Origin of the sequence: Pseudoduganella chitinolytica (assembly GCF_029028125.1) — a bacterium.
GTDB lineage: Bacteria > Pseudomonadota > Gammaproteobacteria > Burkholderiales > Burkholderiaceae_D > Rugamonas > Rugamonas chitinolytica.
In genome coordinates this window covers 5143023-5159461 of the sequence record NZ_CP119083.1, presented here as the reverse complement: position 1 = coordinate 5159461, position 16439 = coordinate 5143023, and the positions used below count along the sequence as shown (strand labels likewise).

At 64.4% G+C, this 16439-nt stretch carries 9 protein-coding genes; 1 reads left to right on the top strand and 8 read right to left on the bottom strand.

Going from position 1 to position 16439, the window contains the following annotated elements; genetic code table 11:
* Position 1 precedes the first annotated feature (1 nt).
* The 5 genes from PX653_RS23000 to PX653_RS22980 all read right to left on the bottom strand — a co-directional run bounded on the left by PX653_RS23000 (position 2) and on the right by PX653_RS22980 (position 13099).
* Positions 2-1438, bottom strand: a complete 1437-nt coding sequence (locus PX653_RS23000) for a glycosyltransferase (protein WP_277415012.1) — start codon at positions 1436-1438, stop codon at positions 2-4.
* 19 nt (positions 1439-1457) lie between these two features.
* Positions 1458-2819: an HlyD family type I secretion periplasmic adaptor subunit gene (locus PX653_RS22995; protein ID WP_277415011.1), complete on the bottom strand. Its 1362-nt coding sequence runs from the start codon at positions 2817-2819 to the stop codon at positions 1458-1460.
* Positions 2792-4900: a peptidase domain-containing ABC transporter gene (locus PX653_RS22990; protein ID WP_277415010.1), complete on the bottom strand. Its 2109-nt coding sequence runs from the start codon at positions 4898-4900 to the stop codon at positions 2792-2794. Before PX653_RS22990 ends, PX653_RS22995 begins: the two co-directional genes overlap by 28 nt.
* Positions 4901-5118: 218 nt before the next feature.
* The gene (locus tag PX653_RS22985; RefSeq protein ID WP_277415009.1) at positions 5119-11352 is read right to left on the bottom strand and encodes an SPM autocatalytic domain-containing protein; all 6234 of its coding nucleotides are present in this window, start codon (positions 11350-11352) and stop codon (positions 5119-5121) included.
* A gap of 652 nt (positions 11353-12004) precedes the next feature.
* Positions 12005-13099 (bottom strand): type IV pilus twitching motility protein PilT, encoded by a 1095-nt coding sequence (locus PX653_RS22980; RefSeq protein WP_277415008.1) that lies wholly within the window; start codon positions 13097-13099, stop codon positions 12005-12007.
* Between the two features lie 237 nt (positions 13100-13336).
* Between PX653_RS22980 and PX653_RS22975 the strand changes: the two genes are divergently transcribed.
* Positions 13337-14026 (top strand): response regulator transcription factor, encoded by a 690-nt coding sequence (locus PX653_RS22975; RefSeq protein ID WP_277415007.1) that lies wholly within the window; start codon positions 13337-13339, stop codon positions 14024-14026.
* A gap of 9 nt (positions 14027-14035) precedes the next feature.
* Here the strand turns inward: PX653_RS22975 and PX653_RS22970 are convergent, their stop codons facing one another.
* From PX653_RS22970 to pilM, 3 genes are read right to left on the bottom strand one after another with little or no spacing between them, the layout of a single operon-like run.
* Positions 14036-14518 carry a lytic transglycosylase domain-containing protein gene (locus PX653_RS22970; RefSeq protein WP_277415006.1) on the bottom strand — a complete coding sequence of 161 codons (483 nt, stop codon included), beginning with the start codon at positions 14516-14518 and terminating at the stop codon, positions 14036-14038.
* The gene (gene pilV / locus PX653_RS22965; protein WP_277415005.1) at positions 14515-15942 is read right to left on the bottom strand and encodes a shufflon system plasmid conjugative transfer pilus tip adhesin PilV; all 1428 of its coding nucleotides are present in this window, start codon (positions 15940-15942) and stop codon (positions 14515-14517) included. The genes PX653_RS22970 and pilV overlap by 4 nt, the downstream gene beginning before the upstream one ends.
* Entirely contained in the window at positions 15939-16430 is a 492-nt protein-coding gene (pilM, locus tag PX653_RS22960) for a type IV pilus biogenesis protein PilM (RefSeq protein WP_277415004.1), read from the bottom strand. The genes pilV and pilM overlap by 4 nt, the downstream gene beginning before the upstream one ends.
* Positions 16431-16439: the final 9 nt, after the last annotated feature.

Sequence of the window (16439 nt, the reverse complement as noted above, 5' to 3'; positions counted from 1 at the left end):
TTCAGGCCACGGCGGCGAACATCGGGTCGGCTTTCATGCACGCCGTGCACCTGGCCAGGCTGGCCTCGGCGGCGGCGCGCTGTTCGGGCGTGAAGCGGTCGCCGTTGGCGGCCAGCCACTGGGCCAGCTGGTTGCGCTGCTCCAGCACCTTCAACGCCTCGCGCTCCAGCACGTCTCCGGGGAAGCCTTCCGCATACAGCATCTGGTACAGGCGCAACTGCGTGTAGGGATAGTCGAACGTGCGGTGGGTGGTCTTTTTCGTCACCGCTTCCGCGTTGTCCTGGCGATAGTAGAAGATCCCTTCGCTGAACACGACCTTGTTGGCGTTCAGGAAGAACATCCGGCCCGAATACTCGTCCGCGTTCAGGCCGAACTCGGCGAAGCGGAAGAATTTCACGAGGTCCGCATTCCACAGAGCGTTGCCCGGAATGGTCCAGTCCAGCGAGTGCTGCAGTGCCTCGCGGCCCGTCAGCTCCACGCTGCGATCGCCCCGCAGGCCGCTGATGATGCGGTCGCTGCCCGGTTGGGTGGGATGGTGCAGTACCACGTCCGGCACGACGGCGTCGGCGCCCGTCTCGATCGCGCGCGCCACCATCTTCGCCAGCCAGTCCGGCGAGAACAGGTCGTCCTGCGACGAATAGACGAAATAGTCGCCCGTCATGTGCGCCAGGCCGTAGTTCAGCACGCGCGCCGCGTTGCCCAGGTTGCCCGGCGTCTGCAGCACGCGGATGCGGCCGTCGCGGGCGGCGTACTGCTGCAGCACGGCCATGCTGCCGTCGGTCGAGCAGTCGTCCAGGCACAGCACCTCGAAATCGCCGTACTGCTGCGCCAGCAGGGAGTCCAGCGTTTCCGCGATGTAGGCGGCGCCGTTGTAGACCGGCACGAAAACGCTGACCTTGCTGCCCTTGGGGGCGGGCGCCGCGTCGGTCAGCTCGGACGGTTGCGTGCGCACCGGCACCTTGCGCAGCACGGCAAAGATGTGCGGTCCGCGCCATTCGTGGCGCACGATGTGGAAGGCACCCTTGAAGCCGTAGATGGCGGCCCAGCGCGACGTGTCGTCGAAGTACAGCGGCAGCGTCTCGTCGGTGATGATGTTGACGTGGGTCGGGTCGCGGTAGGCCACCGCATGGGGAAACGCGGGCGTGCTGGACAGGAAATAGCCGCCCGGCTTCAGCACGCGATACACCTCGTTCATGAATTCGATGAACGCGTTGCGACGGTGCGGCGCGTAGACGACGCGCGGGATATGCTCGATGAAGTCGAACGCGGTCAGGTAGTCGAAGCTGTCGTCATCGTAAGGAATCGGTTCGACGACGAGGTCGGCCGCACGGACATGATCGCCCAGGTCGTCGCGCACGTCGACGCCGTAGAACTGCTCCGCATGAAACGGATTTTTCGGGCGCGCGCCGCAGCCCATATCCAGCGTTTTCGTGGTCATCGTTTGTCCTTGTCAGAAATCATGGCTCCCGGATCGACTCGTCCAGGGCCTTTGTCAGCGGCCACAGCAGGTAGGACATGACGGAGCGCTTGCCGACGACGATCTCGGCGCGCAGCGTCATGCCCGGCAGCAGGCGGGTCGATGCCGCCATGTTGCGCAGCTTGGTATTGTCGAGCTGGATGCGGGCCAGGTAATAGGCGTCGGCGCTGCCGGGCGCGGCCTGCTCGCGGCGGAACGCGTCCTCGCTGATGTTGCGCAAGCGCCCTTCCAGCATGCCGTGCTTCTGGAACGGGAAGGCATCGAGCTTGACGTGCACCGGCGCGTCCAGCGTCAGGCCGCCGACGTCGAGGGACTCGACCTGCACCTCCGCCTCCATCGTCCCGCCCAGCGGCACCAGCACGAACATCTGCTGCGCGGCCTGCACGACGGAGCCGGTGGACAGCTTGCCCACTTCCAGTACGACGCCATCGGCCGGCGCCATCAGCTGCACCAGCTGGTGGCGCTTGTCGGCCTTGGCGAGCTGCTCGGTGACGCTGTCGCGGTCGCGCGTGGCGGCCACCAGGTCTTCCGTGGCCTTCTGCCGCCAGCTGCGCTCGAACGCGGCCAGCTCGGCCTGTGCGGCGGCCAGCTCACGGCCCAGTTCCACGTCGCGGTTACGGCCCATGATCAACGTGCGTTCCACTTCCAGGCGGCGGTCGCGGGCTTCCAGCAGCTGCATCTTGGCGCCGAAGTTTTCCGCGACGAGCCGTTCCTGCATCGACTCGATCTGCTGCAGCGAGGCCAGGCGCTGCTCCAGCACCTGCTGGTCGCGCCGGTTGGTTTCCATGCTGGCCTTGAGCTTGGCGACGTTCTCGCGCATGCGCGCGCTTTGCGCCTCGTAGTTGGCCTTGCGCTCGGTCGACAGTTGCGCCTGCAGTTCCGCATCGGGATTGCCGCCGGCCGCGGGCGGCAGCGGCTTGCCGGACAGCTCGGCACGCAGACCGCTGCTTTGCGCCTCCAGGCTGCGCAGGCGCTGGCGCAGCTGGGCGTCGTCGGCCGCCGTGAAGGTGGGGTCGAGCGTGGCCAGCAGCTGGCCCTTGCGCACCACCTGGCCGGGCCGCACGTGGATGGTCTGGATGATCGACGTGTCCAGCGGCTGCACGACGATGTTCGGCACCCGGTTGACGAGGCGCCCCGGTGCAACCACGACCTTCTCGACCTGCGACACGCTGGCCCAGACGATCAGGGCCAGCAGCGTCAGGGCCAGCACGTGCAGCGTCAGGCGCAGGTAGCGCGGCAGCGGCGTACGTTCGATGGCATCGGCATCCGGCAGGTATTCCAGCTCCGTCTCGTCCTGGCGCCCGCGCGCGTTGCTTACAGGTGGCTTGTTTGCTGGTTCCATAAATGCTGGTAAGTATCGCTACGGGTGAGGAGCTCTTCGTGGCGGCCCGCATCGACGAGGCGTCCGCGCTGCATCACGAGGATCGAGTCGGCATTGACCAGGGTGGACAGCCGGTGCGAGATCATGATGACGGTACGTCCCACGGCGATCTTCGACAGGTTGCGGATGAAGATCGCTTCGCTTTCGGGGTCGAGCGCGCTGGCCGCTTCGTCCAGGATCAGGATGCGCGGCTTGGCCAGCAGCGAGCGGGCGATCGACAGGCGCTGCTTCTGGCCGCCGGACAGGTTCGACGCGTTCTCTTCCAGCAGCGTGTCGTAGCCTTGCGGCAGGCGCTCGATGAATTCGTCGGCGCCCGCCGCGGCGGCCGCCTCGGCGATCTCCTCGTGGGTGGCGTCGGGCTTGGTGATGACGAGGTTGTCGCGCACGGTGCCGCGGAACAGGAAGTTCTCCTGCAACACGACGCCGATCTGGCGCCGCAGGTGCGACAGCTCGATCTCGCGCGCATCGATGCCGTCGAAGCGGACGATCCCGTCCTGCACGGCATACAGGCCCTGGATCACCTTCGTCAGCGTGGTCTTGCCGGAGCCGCTGCGGCCCACGACGCCCACCACGGTGCCGGGACGGATCGTGAACGCGGTGCGGTCCAGCGCCAGGTTCGGCGCGCCCGGATAGCGGAAGTTGACGTCCTCGAAGCGGATCTCGCCCTGCAGGATGGGACGCAGGCCGCCGGCGCCGGCACGGCCCTCGGGGGCGCGGTTCATCACCTCGCCCATCATCTTCACCGACAGCGCCGTCTCCTGGTACTCGTTGACGAGGCCGACGATGGCGATCAGCGGCTGCGTGACGCGTTGCGACAGCATCTGGAACGCGATCAGCGCGCCGACGGTCAAGGTCTGGTCGAACACCTGCTGCGCGCCGACGACGATGATCGCCACCGGCATCAGCTTGCCGAGGAAGTCCGTGACCGAGTTGCCGGTGATGGAGATCTGGCCGACGCGGTAGTGCATCGTGATCGATTCGGCCGAGCGCTGGTCCCAGTTGCGGCGCTGGTTCGGTTCGATGGCCAGGGCCTTCACGGTGCGCATGCCGTGGATGGTTTCGACCAGCATGGCCTGGCGGTTGCCTTCGGCCGTGTACAGCGCGTTCAGGCGGCGCTGGAACGTGGGCACCATCGCCATCACGATGCCCGCGATCACCAGCGTGAACAACAGCACGATCAAGGTCAGGCGGAACGAATAGGAGAACAGGATGGGCAGGAACACGACCAGCGAGATCAGGTCCAGGCCCGTGAAGAACAGCCGGCCCGTCAGGAAGCTGCGGATCTTCTCGACCTGCTGCATGTGGCGCGTGATGACACCGGCCGTCGTGGTCTCGAAATAATCGATCGGCAACGACAGCAGGTGGCTGAACGTGCGCCGGGTCAGGCGGATGTCGATCTTGTTCGACGCGGCGAGGGTCAGCATCTGGCGCAGGAAGCCGAACAGCGCATCGAACACGAGGGCGATCGTGATGCCGGCGGCCAGCACCCACAACGTGGTGACGGCCTGGTGCGTGAGCACGCGGTCGATCACGAGCTGGAAGAAGATCGGCGAACCCAGCGCCAGGATCTGCATGGCGACGGCAGCGATGAAGATGTCGCGGAATGCCGCTTTCTGTTTCAGGATCTCCGGGATGAACCAGCGCAGGCCGAACGGCTGGTCCGGATCGGACAGCTTGTGTTCGCGCTTGACGAACACGACATGGCCGGTCCAGCGGGCCATGAACGTGGCCTCGTCCAGCATGGCCACCTGCGGCCCTTCGCGCGGATCGAGCACGGCGACGTGGCCCGTTTCCGCCCGCGCGCCGACCACGATGACGGTATTGCCATCGCGCAGCCGCGCCAGCAGCGGATAGACGCCTTGCTGGCCGAGGAGGCCCAGCCAGCCCAGCTTGCTTACCTTGGCCTTCAGGCCGATCTCGTTGGCCATGCGCAGCAGCAGGCCATCGGCGGGCTCTTCCGCGCCCAGCGCGTACTGCTCGATCAGTCGTTCGGGGTTGATCTGCACGCCGTGATGTTGTGCGACGGCGGTCAGGCATTGCACTGCGGTGTGTGCGAACTTATCGGGCATTGGCGCAGAAGGGTTTGGGCATGTTGGAGACCTGGCTTTCTCGTCGAGGAATTCTACCCCACCCGCAAGGGGGGCAGCGTTATTTATGAGTACGGTGCAACGGGTCGATCGGAGACGAAAAAATGGCAGGTCCTCGCGGACCTGCCATCGCAGCGCACGCCCGTTGCGGGGCGTGGTCTGTCAGACGACGATTACTTCGGTGCAGCCAGGAAGCCCGGCGCTCCCGAGTGTTGCAGAGCTTTCAACTTCAGCGAGTCGCTGTCGGTCATCGCTCCCGCAGTGGCCTGCGGTGCCAGGCTGAACTGGCGCATTGCATCGGCCAGTTGACCCGCGCTTGCCGCCAGCGTCTGGCCGGAGCCCAGCACGTCGAGCTTCGGTGCCGCCGAGGTCTGGGCCGCCGCGCCGGCGTTGAACGCCGCGATCGACTGCGTCAGGCTCGTCACGCCAGCCTGCAGGCTGGAGGTTGCGAACCACACGTCGGCCATCTCGTGCTTGCTGCCGTCCGCCGTCTGGTAGCTGGAGTTGAGGCCAACGATGTTGCCGTTGTCCACCACACCGGTGCTCTTCGCATTCAGGTCCAGCTGCACGATGCCGCGGTCCGTCAGCGAGGTCAGCTCGCCGGCGTCGCTCACGCCATCCCGGTCGCCATCGACCCACACACGCAGCTCGCCGAAGGCCTTGTCGTCGGCGTTGAGGACGCCGTCGCCGTTGCTGTCGAGATCACGCATGGCCTGGTAACCATCCTGCGCCTTGCTGCCGTCGGCCAGGGTGACCGCGCTACCGAACAGTTCGCTACCGCTGTCGATCGAACCGTTGCCGTTCCGATCCATGGCCAGCAGACCGTCGTTGCCGCCGACCCAACCCGTGGCGACCTTGGTGCCGTCGCCGTTGATGTCGAAGGCCACACCCGCATCCTTGCTGATGGTGGTGATGCCGTTGTCATCCAGGTCCAGCACGATCGGCGTCACGTACTTCAGTGCACCTTTCTGCGTCGCCGTGAAGGCGTCGATCTGGTTCGTCGTCAGGGCATGCAGCTGCTGCGACGTGATCGCACCCATCTGGGCCGTCGTCAGGCTCGGCAGCTGGTCCGTCGTCAGCGCGGCGAACTGCGTGGTCGTCAGGCTGGCGATGACGTTGGTCTTCAGGACCCGTACATCCGCCGTTTCCATCCGGCCAATCACTGCCGAGGTCAGGCCGACCAGCTGGGCGGAGGACAGTGCCGCCACCTGGCCGGTCGTCAGCGCAACGACCTGGTTCGAGTTCAGCGCGGCAACCTGCGCCGAGCTGAGCGCACCGATCGCGCTGGTCTTCAGGGCCGCGATGCCGGTCGTGGTCATCGCACCGACCACTGCCGTGCCCAGGGCACTGACTTGCGCCGAGCTCAGGCCGCTGATCTGTGCCGAGCTGAGGCCGCCGATCTGCGCCGAGGTTATGCCTTGCGACAGGACCGCCGTCGAGAGGGCACCGATCTGGCCGGACGTCAGGGCGCCCAGCTGATCCGAACTCAGGGCACCGATCTGGGCCGAGTTCAGGGCACCGATCGCGTTGGTCTTGATCTGGCGCAGGTCGCTCGTTTCCAGGGCCGCCACGTTGTTCGTGGACAGCGCTGCCACTTGCGCGCTCGTCAGGCCAGCAGCTTGCGCCGTGGACAGGGCTTGCACTTGCGCCGTCGTCAGGCCTTGGGCAAACATGCTCGTTGCCAGGGCACCGACCTGACCCGTCGTCAGGGCACCGATCTGCGTCGAGCTCAGCGCACCCAGCTGGGTGGACGTCAAGCCGGCGATGACCGCGGTCTTCAGGGCACGCACGTCAGCCGATTCCATCTGCGCCAGCGTGGCCGAGGAGATTGCCGAGACTTGCGCCGAGGACAGTGCCGCCACCTGGCCGGTCGTCAGGGCGATGACCTGGTTCGAGTTCAGCGCGGCCACTTGTGCCGAGCTCAGGGCGCCGATCGCGCTGGACTTCAGGGCAGCAACGCTGCTCGTCGTCATCGCGCCAACCACCGCGCTGCCCAGGGCACCGACTTGTGCCGAGGTCAGGCCGCTGATCTGCGCCGAGCTCAGGCCACCGATCTGCGCCGAGGTCAGGCCTTGCGAGATCACGGCCGTGGACAGGGCACCGATCTGGCCGGACGTCAGGGCGCCCAGCTGATCCGAGTTCAGGGCACCGATCTGGGCCGAGTTCAGGGCACCGATCGCGTTCGTCTTGATCTGGCGCAGGTCGCCCGTTTCCAGCGCTGCCACGTTGTTCGTGGACAGGGCGGCAACTTGCGCGCTCGTCAGGCCAGAGGCTTGCGAGGTGGACAGTGCCTGGATCTGCGCGGTGGTCAGGCCTTGGGCAAACATCGACGTTGCCAGGGCACCGATCTGGCCGGAGGTCAGGGCACCGATCTGCGTCGAGTTCAGCGCACCCAGTTGCGTGGACGTCAGGCCGGCGATGACCGCCGTCTTCAGGGCACGTACATCAGCCGATTCCATCTGCGCCAGCGTGGCCGAGGAGATTGCCGCGACTTGCGCCGAGGACAGTGCCGCCACCTGGCCGGTCGTCATGGCGATCACCTGGTTCGAGTTCAGCGCGGCCACTTGTGCCGAGTTCAGGGCACCGATCGCGCTGGACTTCAGGGCAGCGACGCTGGTCGTCGTCATCGCACCGATCACCGCGCTGCTCAGGGCACCGACTTGCGCCGAGGTCAGGCCGCTGATCTGGCTCGAGCTCAGGCCACCGATCTGCGCCGAGGTCAGGCCTTGCGAGATCACGGCGGTGGACAGGGCACCGATCTGGCCGGACGTCAGGGCGCCCAGCTGATCCGAGTTCAGGGCACCTATCTGCGCCGAGTTCAGGGCACCGATCGCGTTCGTCTTGATCTGGCGCAGGTCGCCCGTTTCCAGCGCTGCCACGTTGTTCGTGGACAGGGCGGCAACTTGCGCGCTCGTCAGGCCAGCAGCTTGCGCCGTGGACAAGGCTTGCACTTGCGCCGTCGTCAGGCCTTGGGTGAACATCGACGTTGCCAGGGCACCGATCTGACCCGTGGTCAGGGCACCGATCTGGTTCGAGTTCAGCGCACCCAGTTGCGTGGACGTCAGGCCGGCGATGACCGCCGTCTTCAGGGCACGCACGTCCGCCGTTTCCATCTGCGCCAGGGTAGCCGAGGAGATTGCCGAGACTTGCGCCGAGGACAGTGCTGCCGCCTGGCCGGTCGTCAGGGCGATGACCTGGTTCGAGTTCAACGCAGCCACTTGCGCCGAGTTCAGGGCGCCGATGGCGCTCGACTTCAGGGCAGCAACGCTGCTGGTCGTCATCGCACCGATCACCGCGCTGCTCAGGGCACCGACTTGTGCCGAGGTCAGGCCGCTGATCTGCGCCGAGCTCAGGCCACCGATCTGCGCCGAGGTCAGGCCTTGCGAGATCACAGCCGTGGACAAGGCACCGATCTGGCCGGACGTCAGGGCGCCCAGTTGATCCGAGTTCAGGGCACCGATCTGGGCCGAATTCAGGGCACCGATCGCGTTCGTCTTGATCTGGCGCAGGTCGACCGTTTCCAGCGCTGCCACGTTGTTCGTGGACAGTGCGGCAACTTGTGCGCTCGTCAGGCCAGCGGCTTGTGCCGAGGACAGGGCCTGCACTTGTGCCGTCGTCAGGCCTTGGGTGAACATCGACGTTGCCAGGGCACCGATCTGGCCCGAGGTCAGGGCAGCGATCTGGGTCGAGTTCAGCGCGCCCAGTTGCGTGGACGACAGGCCGGCGATGACCGCCGTCTTCAGGGCACGCACGTCCGCCGTTTCCATCTGCGCCAGGGTCGCCGACGAGATGGCCGCGACTTGCGCCGAGGACAGTGCCGATGCCTGGCCGGTGGTCAGGGCGATCACCTGGTTCGAGTTCAGCGCGGCCACTTGCGCCGAGCTCAGGGCGCCGATGGCGCTCGATTTCAGGGCAGCGACGTTGGTGGTGGTCAGTGCCGCCACGACAGCGGTGCTCAGGGCACCCACTTGCGCCGAGGTCAGGCCGCTGATCTGGTTCGAGCTCAGGCCGCCGATCTGCGCCGAGGTCAGGCCTTGCGAAATCACAGCGGTGGACAGGGCACCGATCTGGCCGGACGTCAGTGCGCCCAGCTGATCCGAGTTCAGGGCACCGATCTGGGCCGAGCTCAGGGCGCCGATGGCGTTGGTCTTGATCTGGCGCAGGTCGCCGGTTTCCAGCGCTGCCACGTTGTTCGTGGACAGGGCGGCAACTTGTGCGCTCGTCAGGCCGGCGGCTTGCGAGGTGGACAGTGCCTGGATCTGTGCGGTGGTCAGGCCTTGGGCAAACATCGACGTTGCCAGGGCACCGATCTGGCCGGAGGTCAGGGCAGCGATCTGGGTCGAGTTCAGCGCGCCCAGTTGCGTGGACGACAGGCCGGCGATGACCGCCGTCTTCAGGGCACGGACGTCAGCCGTTTCCATTTGCGCCAGCGTAGCCGACGAGATGGCCGAGACTTGTGCCGAGGACAGTGCTGCCACTTGACCGGTGGTCAGGGCGATGACCTGGTTCGAGTTCAGCGCGGCCACTTGTGCCGAGTTCAGGGCGCCGATGGCGCTCGATTTCAGGGCAGCGACGCTGCTGGTGGTCATGGCGGCGATGACGGCGGTACCCAGGGCACCGACTTGTGCCGAGCTCAGGCCGCTGATCTGGGCGGAGCTCAGGCCGCCGATCTGCGCGGAGGTCAGGCCTTGCGAGATGACTGCCGTCGACAGGGCACCGATCTGGCCGGACGTCAGGGCGCCCAGTTGATCCGAGTTCAGGGCACCCACTTGAGCCGAGCTCAGGGCGCCGATGGCGTTGGTCTTGATCTGGCGCAGGTCGCTCGTCTGCAGCGCTGCCACGTTGTTCGTGGACAGGGCGGCAACTTGCGCGCTCGTCAGGCCAGAGGCTTGCGAGGTGGACAGTGCCTGGATCTGCGCGGTGGTCAGGCCTTGGGCGAACATCGACGTTGCCAGGGCACCGATCTGGCCCGAGGTCAGGGCGCTGATCTGATCCGACGTCAGGGCACCCAGCTGGGTCGACGATAGGCCGGCGATGACCGCCGTCTTCAGGGCACGGACGTCAGCCGTTTCCATCTGGGCCAGCGTGGCCGACGAAATGGCGGCAACTTGTGCCGACGACAGGGCGGAAACCTGGCCGGTGGTCAGGGCGATCACCTGGTTCGAGTTCAGCGCGGCCACTTGTGCCGAGCTCAGTGCGCCGATGGCGCTGGACTTCAGCGCGGCGACATTGGTGGTGGTCAGGGCGGCGACGACGGCGGTACCCAGGGCACCGACTTGTGCCGAGCTCAGGCCGCTGATCTGGTTGGAGCTCAGGCCGCCGATCTGTGCCGAGGTCAGGCCTTGCGAGATCACGGCCGTAGACAGGGCACCGATCTGGCCAGACGTCAGCGCACCCAGCTGGTCGGAGTTCAGGGCGCCGACTTGAGCCGAGCTCAGGGCGCCGATGGCGTTGGTCTTGATCTGGCGCAGGTCGCCCGTTTCCAGGGCGGCCACGTTGTTCGTGGACAGTGCGGCAACTTGTGCGCTCGTCAGGCCAGCTGATTGTGCGGTGGACAGGGCCTGGATCTGTGCGGTCGTCAGGCCTTGGGCAAACATGGACGTTGCCAGGGCACCGATCTGGCCCGAGGTCAGGGCGGCGATCTGGGTGGAGTTCAGCGCGCCCAGCTGCGTGGACGACAGGCCGGCGATGGTCGCGGTCTTCAGTGCACGCACGTCCGCCGTTTCCATCTGCGCCAGCGTGGCCGACGAGATCGCAGCGATTTGCGCCGACGACAGTGCCGATGCCTGGCCGGTGGTCAGGGCGATCACCTGGTTTGAGTTCAGCGCGGCCACTTGTGCCGAGCTCAGGGCGCCGATGGCGCTCGATTTCAGGGCGGCGACGCTGCCAGTGGTCATGGCGGCAACCACGGCCGTGCTCAGGGCGCCGACTTGTACGGAACTCAGGCCGCTGATCTGGGCCGAGGTCAGGCCACCGATTTGTGCCGAGGTCAGGCCTTGGGAAATGGCGACGGTGCTCAGGGCGCCAATCTGGCCAGACGTCAATGCGCCCAGCTGATCGGAATTCAGTACAGCGATCTGGTTGGTCGCCAGGCCGCCGATCGCACTGGTTTTCAGTGCGCGGATGTCGGCCGTTTCCAGCGCTTGCAGGTTGTTGCTGCTCAGTGCGACTACCTGTGCGCTGCTCAGCGCAGCGGCTTGCTGCGTGGTCAGGCCGGCGAATTGCGTGGTGGTCGTCAGGCTGTTGATGTTCGCCGTGGTCAGCGCCACGACTTGCGCAGTCGTCAGCCACGAGATTTGCGAGGAGCTGAATGCAGCCATGTCCTCGGTCGTCAGCGACGAGATAGCCGACGTGCTTATAGCACGGATGTCGGCCGAAGTTGTGTACCCTGGAATGATACTGCTCATTGTTTTCTCCTGAACTGATACTGCGGAATACTTTGGTTACGCGACTCGAGTAGATTGCGGCGATGCTCTGGACATCTGTGTCTCACCACGTTTTCCGCAGTAGAGCGTACGGCCGAGCAGCGAAGGCTGCATGTTGCTTAGCGACAAAAAAAACGAAAACTTTAAGGCCTTCGGGTCGCATCGAAGGAAGCCCTGGTGCATCGATGCTGATCCGACAAGGTGTTCGCCCCCCCTTGCGCCCCTTCTCTACAAGGCGACCGGCGGGCAGCTTTCTTAAATACCTCAACGCAAGCAGAATTTCTGCACTGAAATTCCGTCACGTCGAGCTAGTATAGCCCAGTTACTTGCCCAAAAGCATGTCTTAGTCCGGCACTTTTTGTGTCTTGTGGGTATCGAGTTGGTTTACCGCGACACCGATAGCAGGGCTGCATGTATCCAATGAAATCATGGTGTTACGTCATGACTTTGCGGTTGGACAAGACAGACAGCCGTGTGCTCAGGGGAGGAAATGCGCCTGACGAGAGGCGTCGAGAGACGCCGGAGGAATGGAGAATAATTTCTAAATTGCAAGTTATCGTTGCTGGCCAAAGGGGCCGGAAGGCTGGCGACAGGCCCCTGGCGGGACGCCTGTCGCAGGAGATTGCCAACGGTGTCAGCGCAGGTTGCCCAGCACTTCGTGCAGTTCGAGACGGTTGTAGGCGGCGCGCATGGCGTCGCGCGACGTGATCAGTTTCTTGCTGACAAGCTGAAGGAGTGCTTCATTCAGGGTACGTGACATATTGTCATCCTTGCGCTTCATGAATTCCCCGATCATGTGCAGCTTGCCGGGCTCGGCGATGAACTGCGCGACCTGCTGGTTATTATTGAAGACCATTTCGCTGGCCAGCACGAAGTTGCGGCCGTTCTCGCTGGGCAATAATGCCTGGAAGATCACACCCACCAGGACCGCTGCCAGCGCGGCCGCACGCTGTTCGCGCTGTTCCGCCGGGAAAAAGCTCAGCAATTTAGTGATGGCACCAATGGCGTTATTGGTATGCATCGTGGCCAGCACCAGGTGACCGGACTCGGCCGCGTGCAGCACTGTCTCCGCCGTGGCGAAGTCGCGGATCTCGCCCACCATCAACACATCCGGCTTTTGCCGCAGCGCTTCCCGCAGGCCACTGGCAAAGTTGACAGTGTCGGTAGGTACCTCCTTTTGCGAGATAATGGAACGCTTGCGCTCCAGTGCATACTCGATGGGCTCCTCGATCGTCACGATGTGGGCGTTACGCGTACTATTTATATAGTCCAGCATGGCCGCGATGCTGGTCGTCTTGCCCGACCCGGTGGGGCCGGACACCAGCACCAGGCCGTTGGACGCGTCCAGCAGCGTGCGCACGTACAGCGGCAGCCCCGTACTTTCCAGGCTCAGGGGGTGCAGCGGCAGTCGTCGGATCGACACGCCCACCTTGGTGCCCGAGGCCATGCGATAGATATTGCAGCGGAAGCGGCTGTCCTGCAAGGTCAGCGGCCGGTCGAGGGCACGCTCGACGATCTTGTCCTCCCAGTCCTCATCCACCGCGTTGAGGAACGGTTTCATCTCGCTCAACGTTACTGGAGCCTCGCGCAAGGGCTGCCATCCGCGCGGCGTCTTGACCATGGCCTGCGCGTCCTGTTCCAGGTGAACGTCCGAAAAGGCCTGACCATCCTGGGCAAGCGCCGTCATCTCCCGCAGGAGGTCGATAGGGCTGGAAGACTGGTACAGCATTGGTTTCACCTGGAAAATAAAAAACAGTTAAGATTCGCTGAAGTGCCAATTCAACAGTGGCCGGTGTCGGTGGAGAACATCGGGCGCCGAGTTGGCCCGCGCTGCCCGGTAACGATGACTGATTCGATAATTACAACATAATTTTACCTCGGTTAATTGTAATCCGGCCGTCACATAAGGCGGTCCTGATGCACCACGGCAGCAAAATGGAACTCAGAGGAAGTTGATTACTCGAACATGAAGATCGCATGCTACATCCGCAACTCCACCGTGTCCGACTCCGTCAAAACGATACTCGCCAGGGCCAACCACGAATCGGTCTTGTTTGACAACGAAGCGGCCCTGCTGCGCACCGTAAGGCGCAGCCGGTTCGACCTGATCCTGATCGACATGGGGGCCGAGCCGCGGGACGACAACAGTATCTTATCGTGGCTGAATCTGCGCACGGGGGACAATACGCCCGTCATCATCCTGTCTCCATTACGCAGCCCCGAACTGGCGGCACTGACCCTGAACAGCGGTGCGGACGATTTCGTCAACCGGCCGTTCGAAGCGATCGAGCTGGTGGCGCGCATCAACGCCCTGCTGCGCCGCTGCACTCCGCTGCAGGCGCGCCGCTCCATCGCATTCGCCGGCTACACCCTCGACCGCGACAGCGCCAGTTGCACCTTCCAGGACCAGCCCATCGAACTGACGCCGCGCGAATTCTCGATGGCATGGCTGTTCTTCTCCTCGCCCGGCATCTATATTTCGCGCGAGACCATCGGCGCCGTGATCTGGAGCGCGGACAGCGAAGTGGCGGGCCGCACGATCGAGCAGCACGTCTACAAGCTGCGCAAGAAACTGCAGGTGGGCGACGAAAAAGTCGTCATGATCCGCACCGCCTACTCGCAGGGCTACCGGCTGGAGCTGTGCGCTCCCGAATAACGCCGCCATCTACGATCCCCCCGCCACGTCGCCGCCTTCCAGCGCGGCCGCATCCAGGTTGCGATACACCTTCCACGCATACTTGACCCGCAGCGCCGCATCGCGCGCGTTGTAGGCGCCCACTGCTTCCCACGTACTTCCCATGCGGCGCATATTGTCCGCCAGGATCCACGCCGCCACCTGGATGCTGGTGCACGGGTCGTACAACTGCTTCTCCTCGATGCCGTGCTTGCGCAGCATGGGCAGCCAGCGGCTGTTGATCTGCATCAGGCCGATATCGTAGGTGCCGTTCTTGTTGGACCGGTTGATGGCCTTCGGGTTCAGGCCCGACTCCGTTTTCGCGATCGCGTACAGGAGGTGGGCGCTGACGCCGTAGTACGAGGCGGCTTCTTCCCAGCAGGCGGAGGCTGGGGGGGTGAGCAGGGTTAGCGTTGCCGCGATGGCGGCTTGGCTGGCTGCTCGTTTGGCGACGGTGATGAAGTTAGCGTTCATTTGACATAGATAAATACATCGTCGGTGCCACAGATCATCAGGCGTGCGTTCCTGTCTGGAACGATGATACCTCGTGGGTAGACAGTGACCATTCTCTTGGCGTACGTCGAGTACGCCTCATAATTGCATTTGCCGCCGAGGGCTACTTCTTTGGTCGACAGTGCGATGGCTGGGGCCGACATCCACTCTTTTGCTTCCATGCCTTTGGCGTAGATCGCGAGATCGCTTCTGATATCACCTTTAACAGCGAGTTCTCCTTTAATCGCGGCGTCGCGCTCGACTGCAAGATCGCCATTGATCTTGGCTTTGCGTTCCACGTAGAGATCCTGGCCGACATGCACGTCCAGATTCGTCCAGATATGGTCATCCGCGTGGATTGTTCCTTTCGAGACGACTTTAGCAAGCGCCTCTACCTCATTAGCCCTTAATTTTCCTGGCACTTCAAAATTGCCGTCTTCATCCACCGCGAGCGGCTTCCATTCCCCGGCAGTCATGGCGAAGGCGCGCCCCATGCCCTTGACAATGCGTACGTCGCCCTCCTCGCTTTCGGAGGCTGGCGGCAATGACCCATAGCTACTCACCGGCTCCTTCCATGACGACGGCGAGGACCACTTGCCGTCGCGGCAGGTCAAGATGCCATGCGTTTTCTTATCCATAGCCAGGGCGAAATCGCTCTCGTCCTCCGCAGTCTTGCATGGGTTGCCACTCTGGACTACTGCGACCCCGGCAAACCGTACTGGTGCGCCCATCGTATTGGCTTCTGGATGCCCGGGGACCTTATCGCGGTATAAGAAGTCTGCCTTCTGCTGTGCCGCCCCGTCATAAAACAGGCTGGAAACCAGGTGACCACCATCGGCCTTATTGCCCTGCAACGCCGGCGTCGCGCCCACGCAGGGCGTCCCTCGGAAGGCAGTGGTTGGCATCTGCCACGACGCGCCGCGCGCCTGTTCGAATGCAGTGCTGAGAATGTAACCGCCGCCGCTGCCGGCCTGTATTGCAATGGCCGGCAAGTCTTTGTCCTCAATAGGAGTGCCGGCGGTGGTCACGATCAGCGCGTCGAACTGTTTAGGGTAAAACGTCGGGTCAGGCCGCCGTACCAGCACACACGTGCCCTGGCCATAGGCGTTTGTGTCCGAAAAGCTCGCCGGAAGGAATTTGGCCGTGCGAAGTTGCTCGAGCGTGATAGGCAGCACGGTCGCTGCCGTTGGGGTTCCCGCGACCACGACGTCGAACTTCGCGTCGAGATAGCGGCTTGCCGCGTCCACCACTTGAGCCTGATAGCTGGCGGTCTGCTGCCCCTTCATGTCGTCGAGCGAGCGGTCGACCAGGGTGGCCAGGCCCACCAGCAGCACGGCGCCGATGGCCAGTGCCGCCAGCACCTCGATCAGCGTCATGCCGCGCTGGCGTGCGAGTGTGCGCTTCATTGTGCCCCCGCCAGCCAGACCGGCACGCCATCGGCCAGCGCGCGCCGCGCCAGCAAGGGTGCCAACGGCACAGGAACGCCGCTGTTCGAAGGCGTGTGCAGGGCGCGGGTCGCTTCCCGGTACGTGCCCGCCATCAGCGAGTTGTGCGAATACCGGGCCAGCGCCGCGCCCACATCCGCATCGGGCGCCTTGGCGCCATAGATATAGATGGTGCCGTCAGCCGCCCGATAGTTGTTCCATTGCCCCTCCGCCAGCGTCGACCAGCCGCGCAGCATGCCTTCCGCACGCAGCGTGGCCAGGTCGACGCCGGTATCGCGCCGGTCGTCATGCGCACTGAAGTACCGCACCACGGCGGCGCGATAGATCGCCATGCTCTCGACCTGCGCCGCCACAGTCGCCCGCTGCGCCAGCCGTTCGGCCGGCTGCGTGAAATGGGCCATGGCGCCGATCAGCGAGACGATCACCGTCGATAACGCGATACTCCACATGCTTCTGTC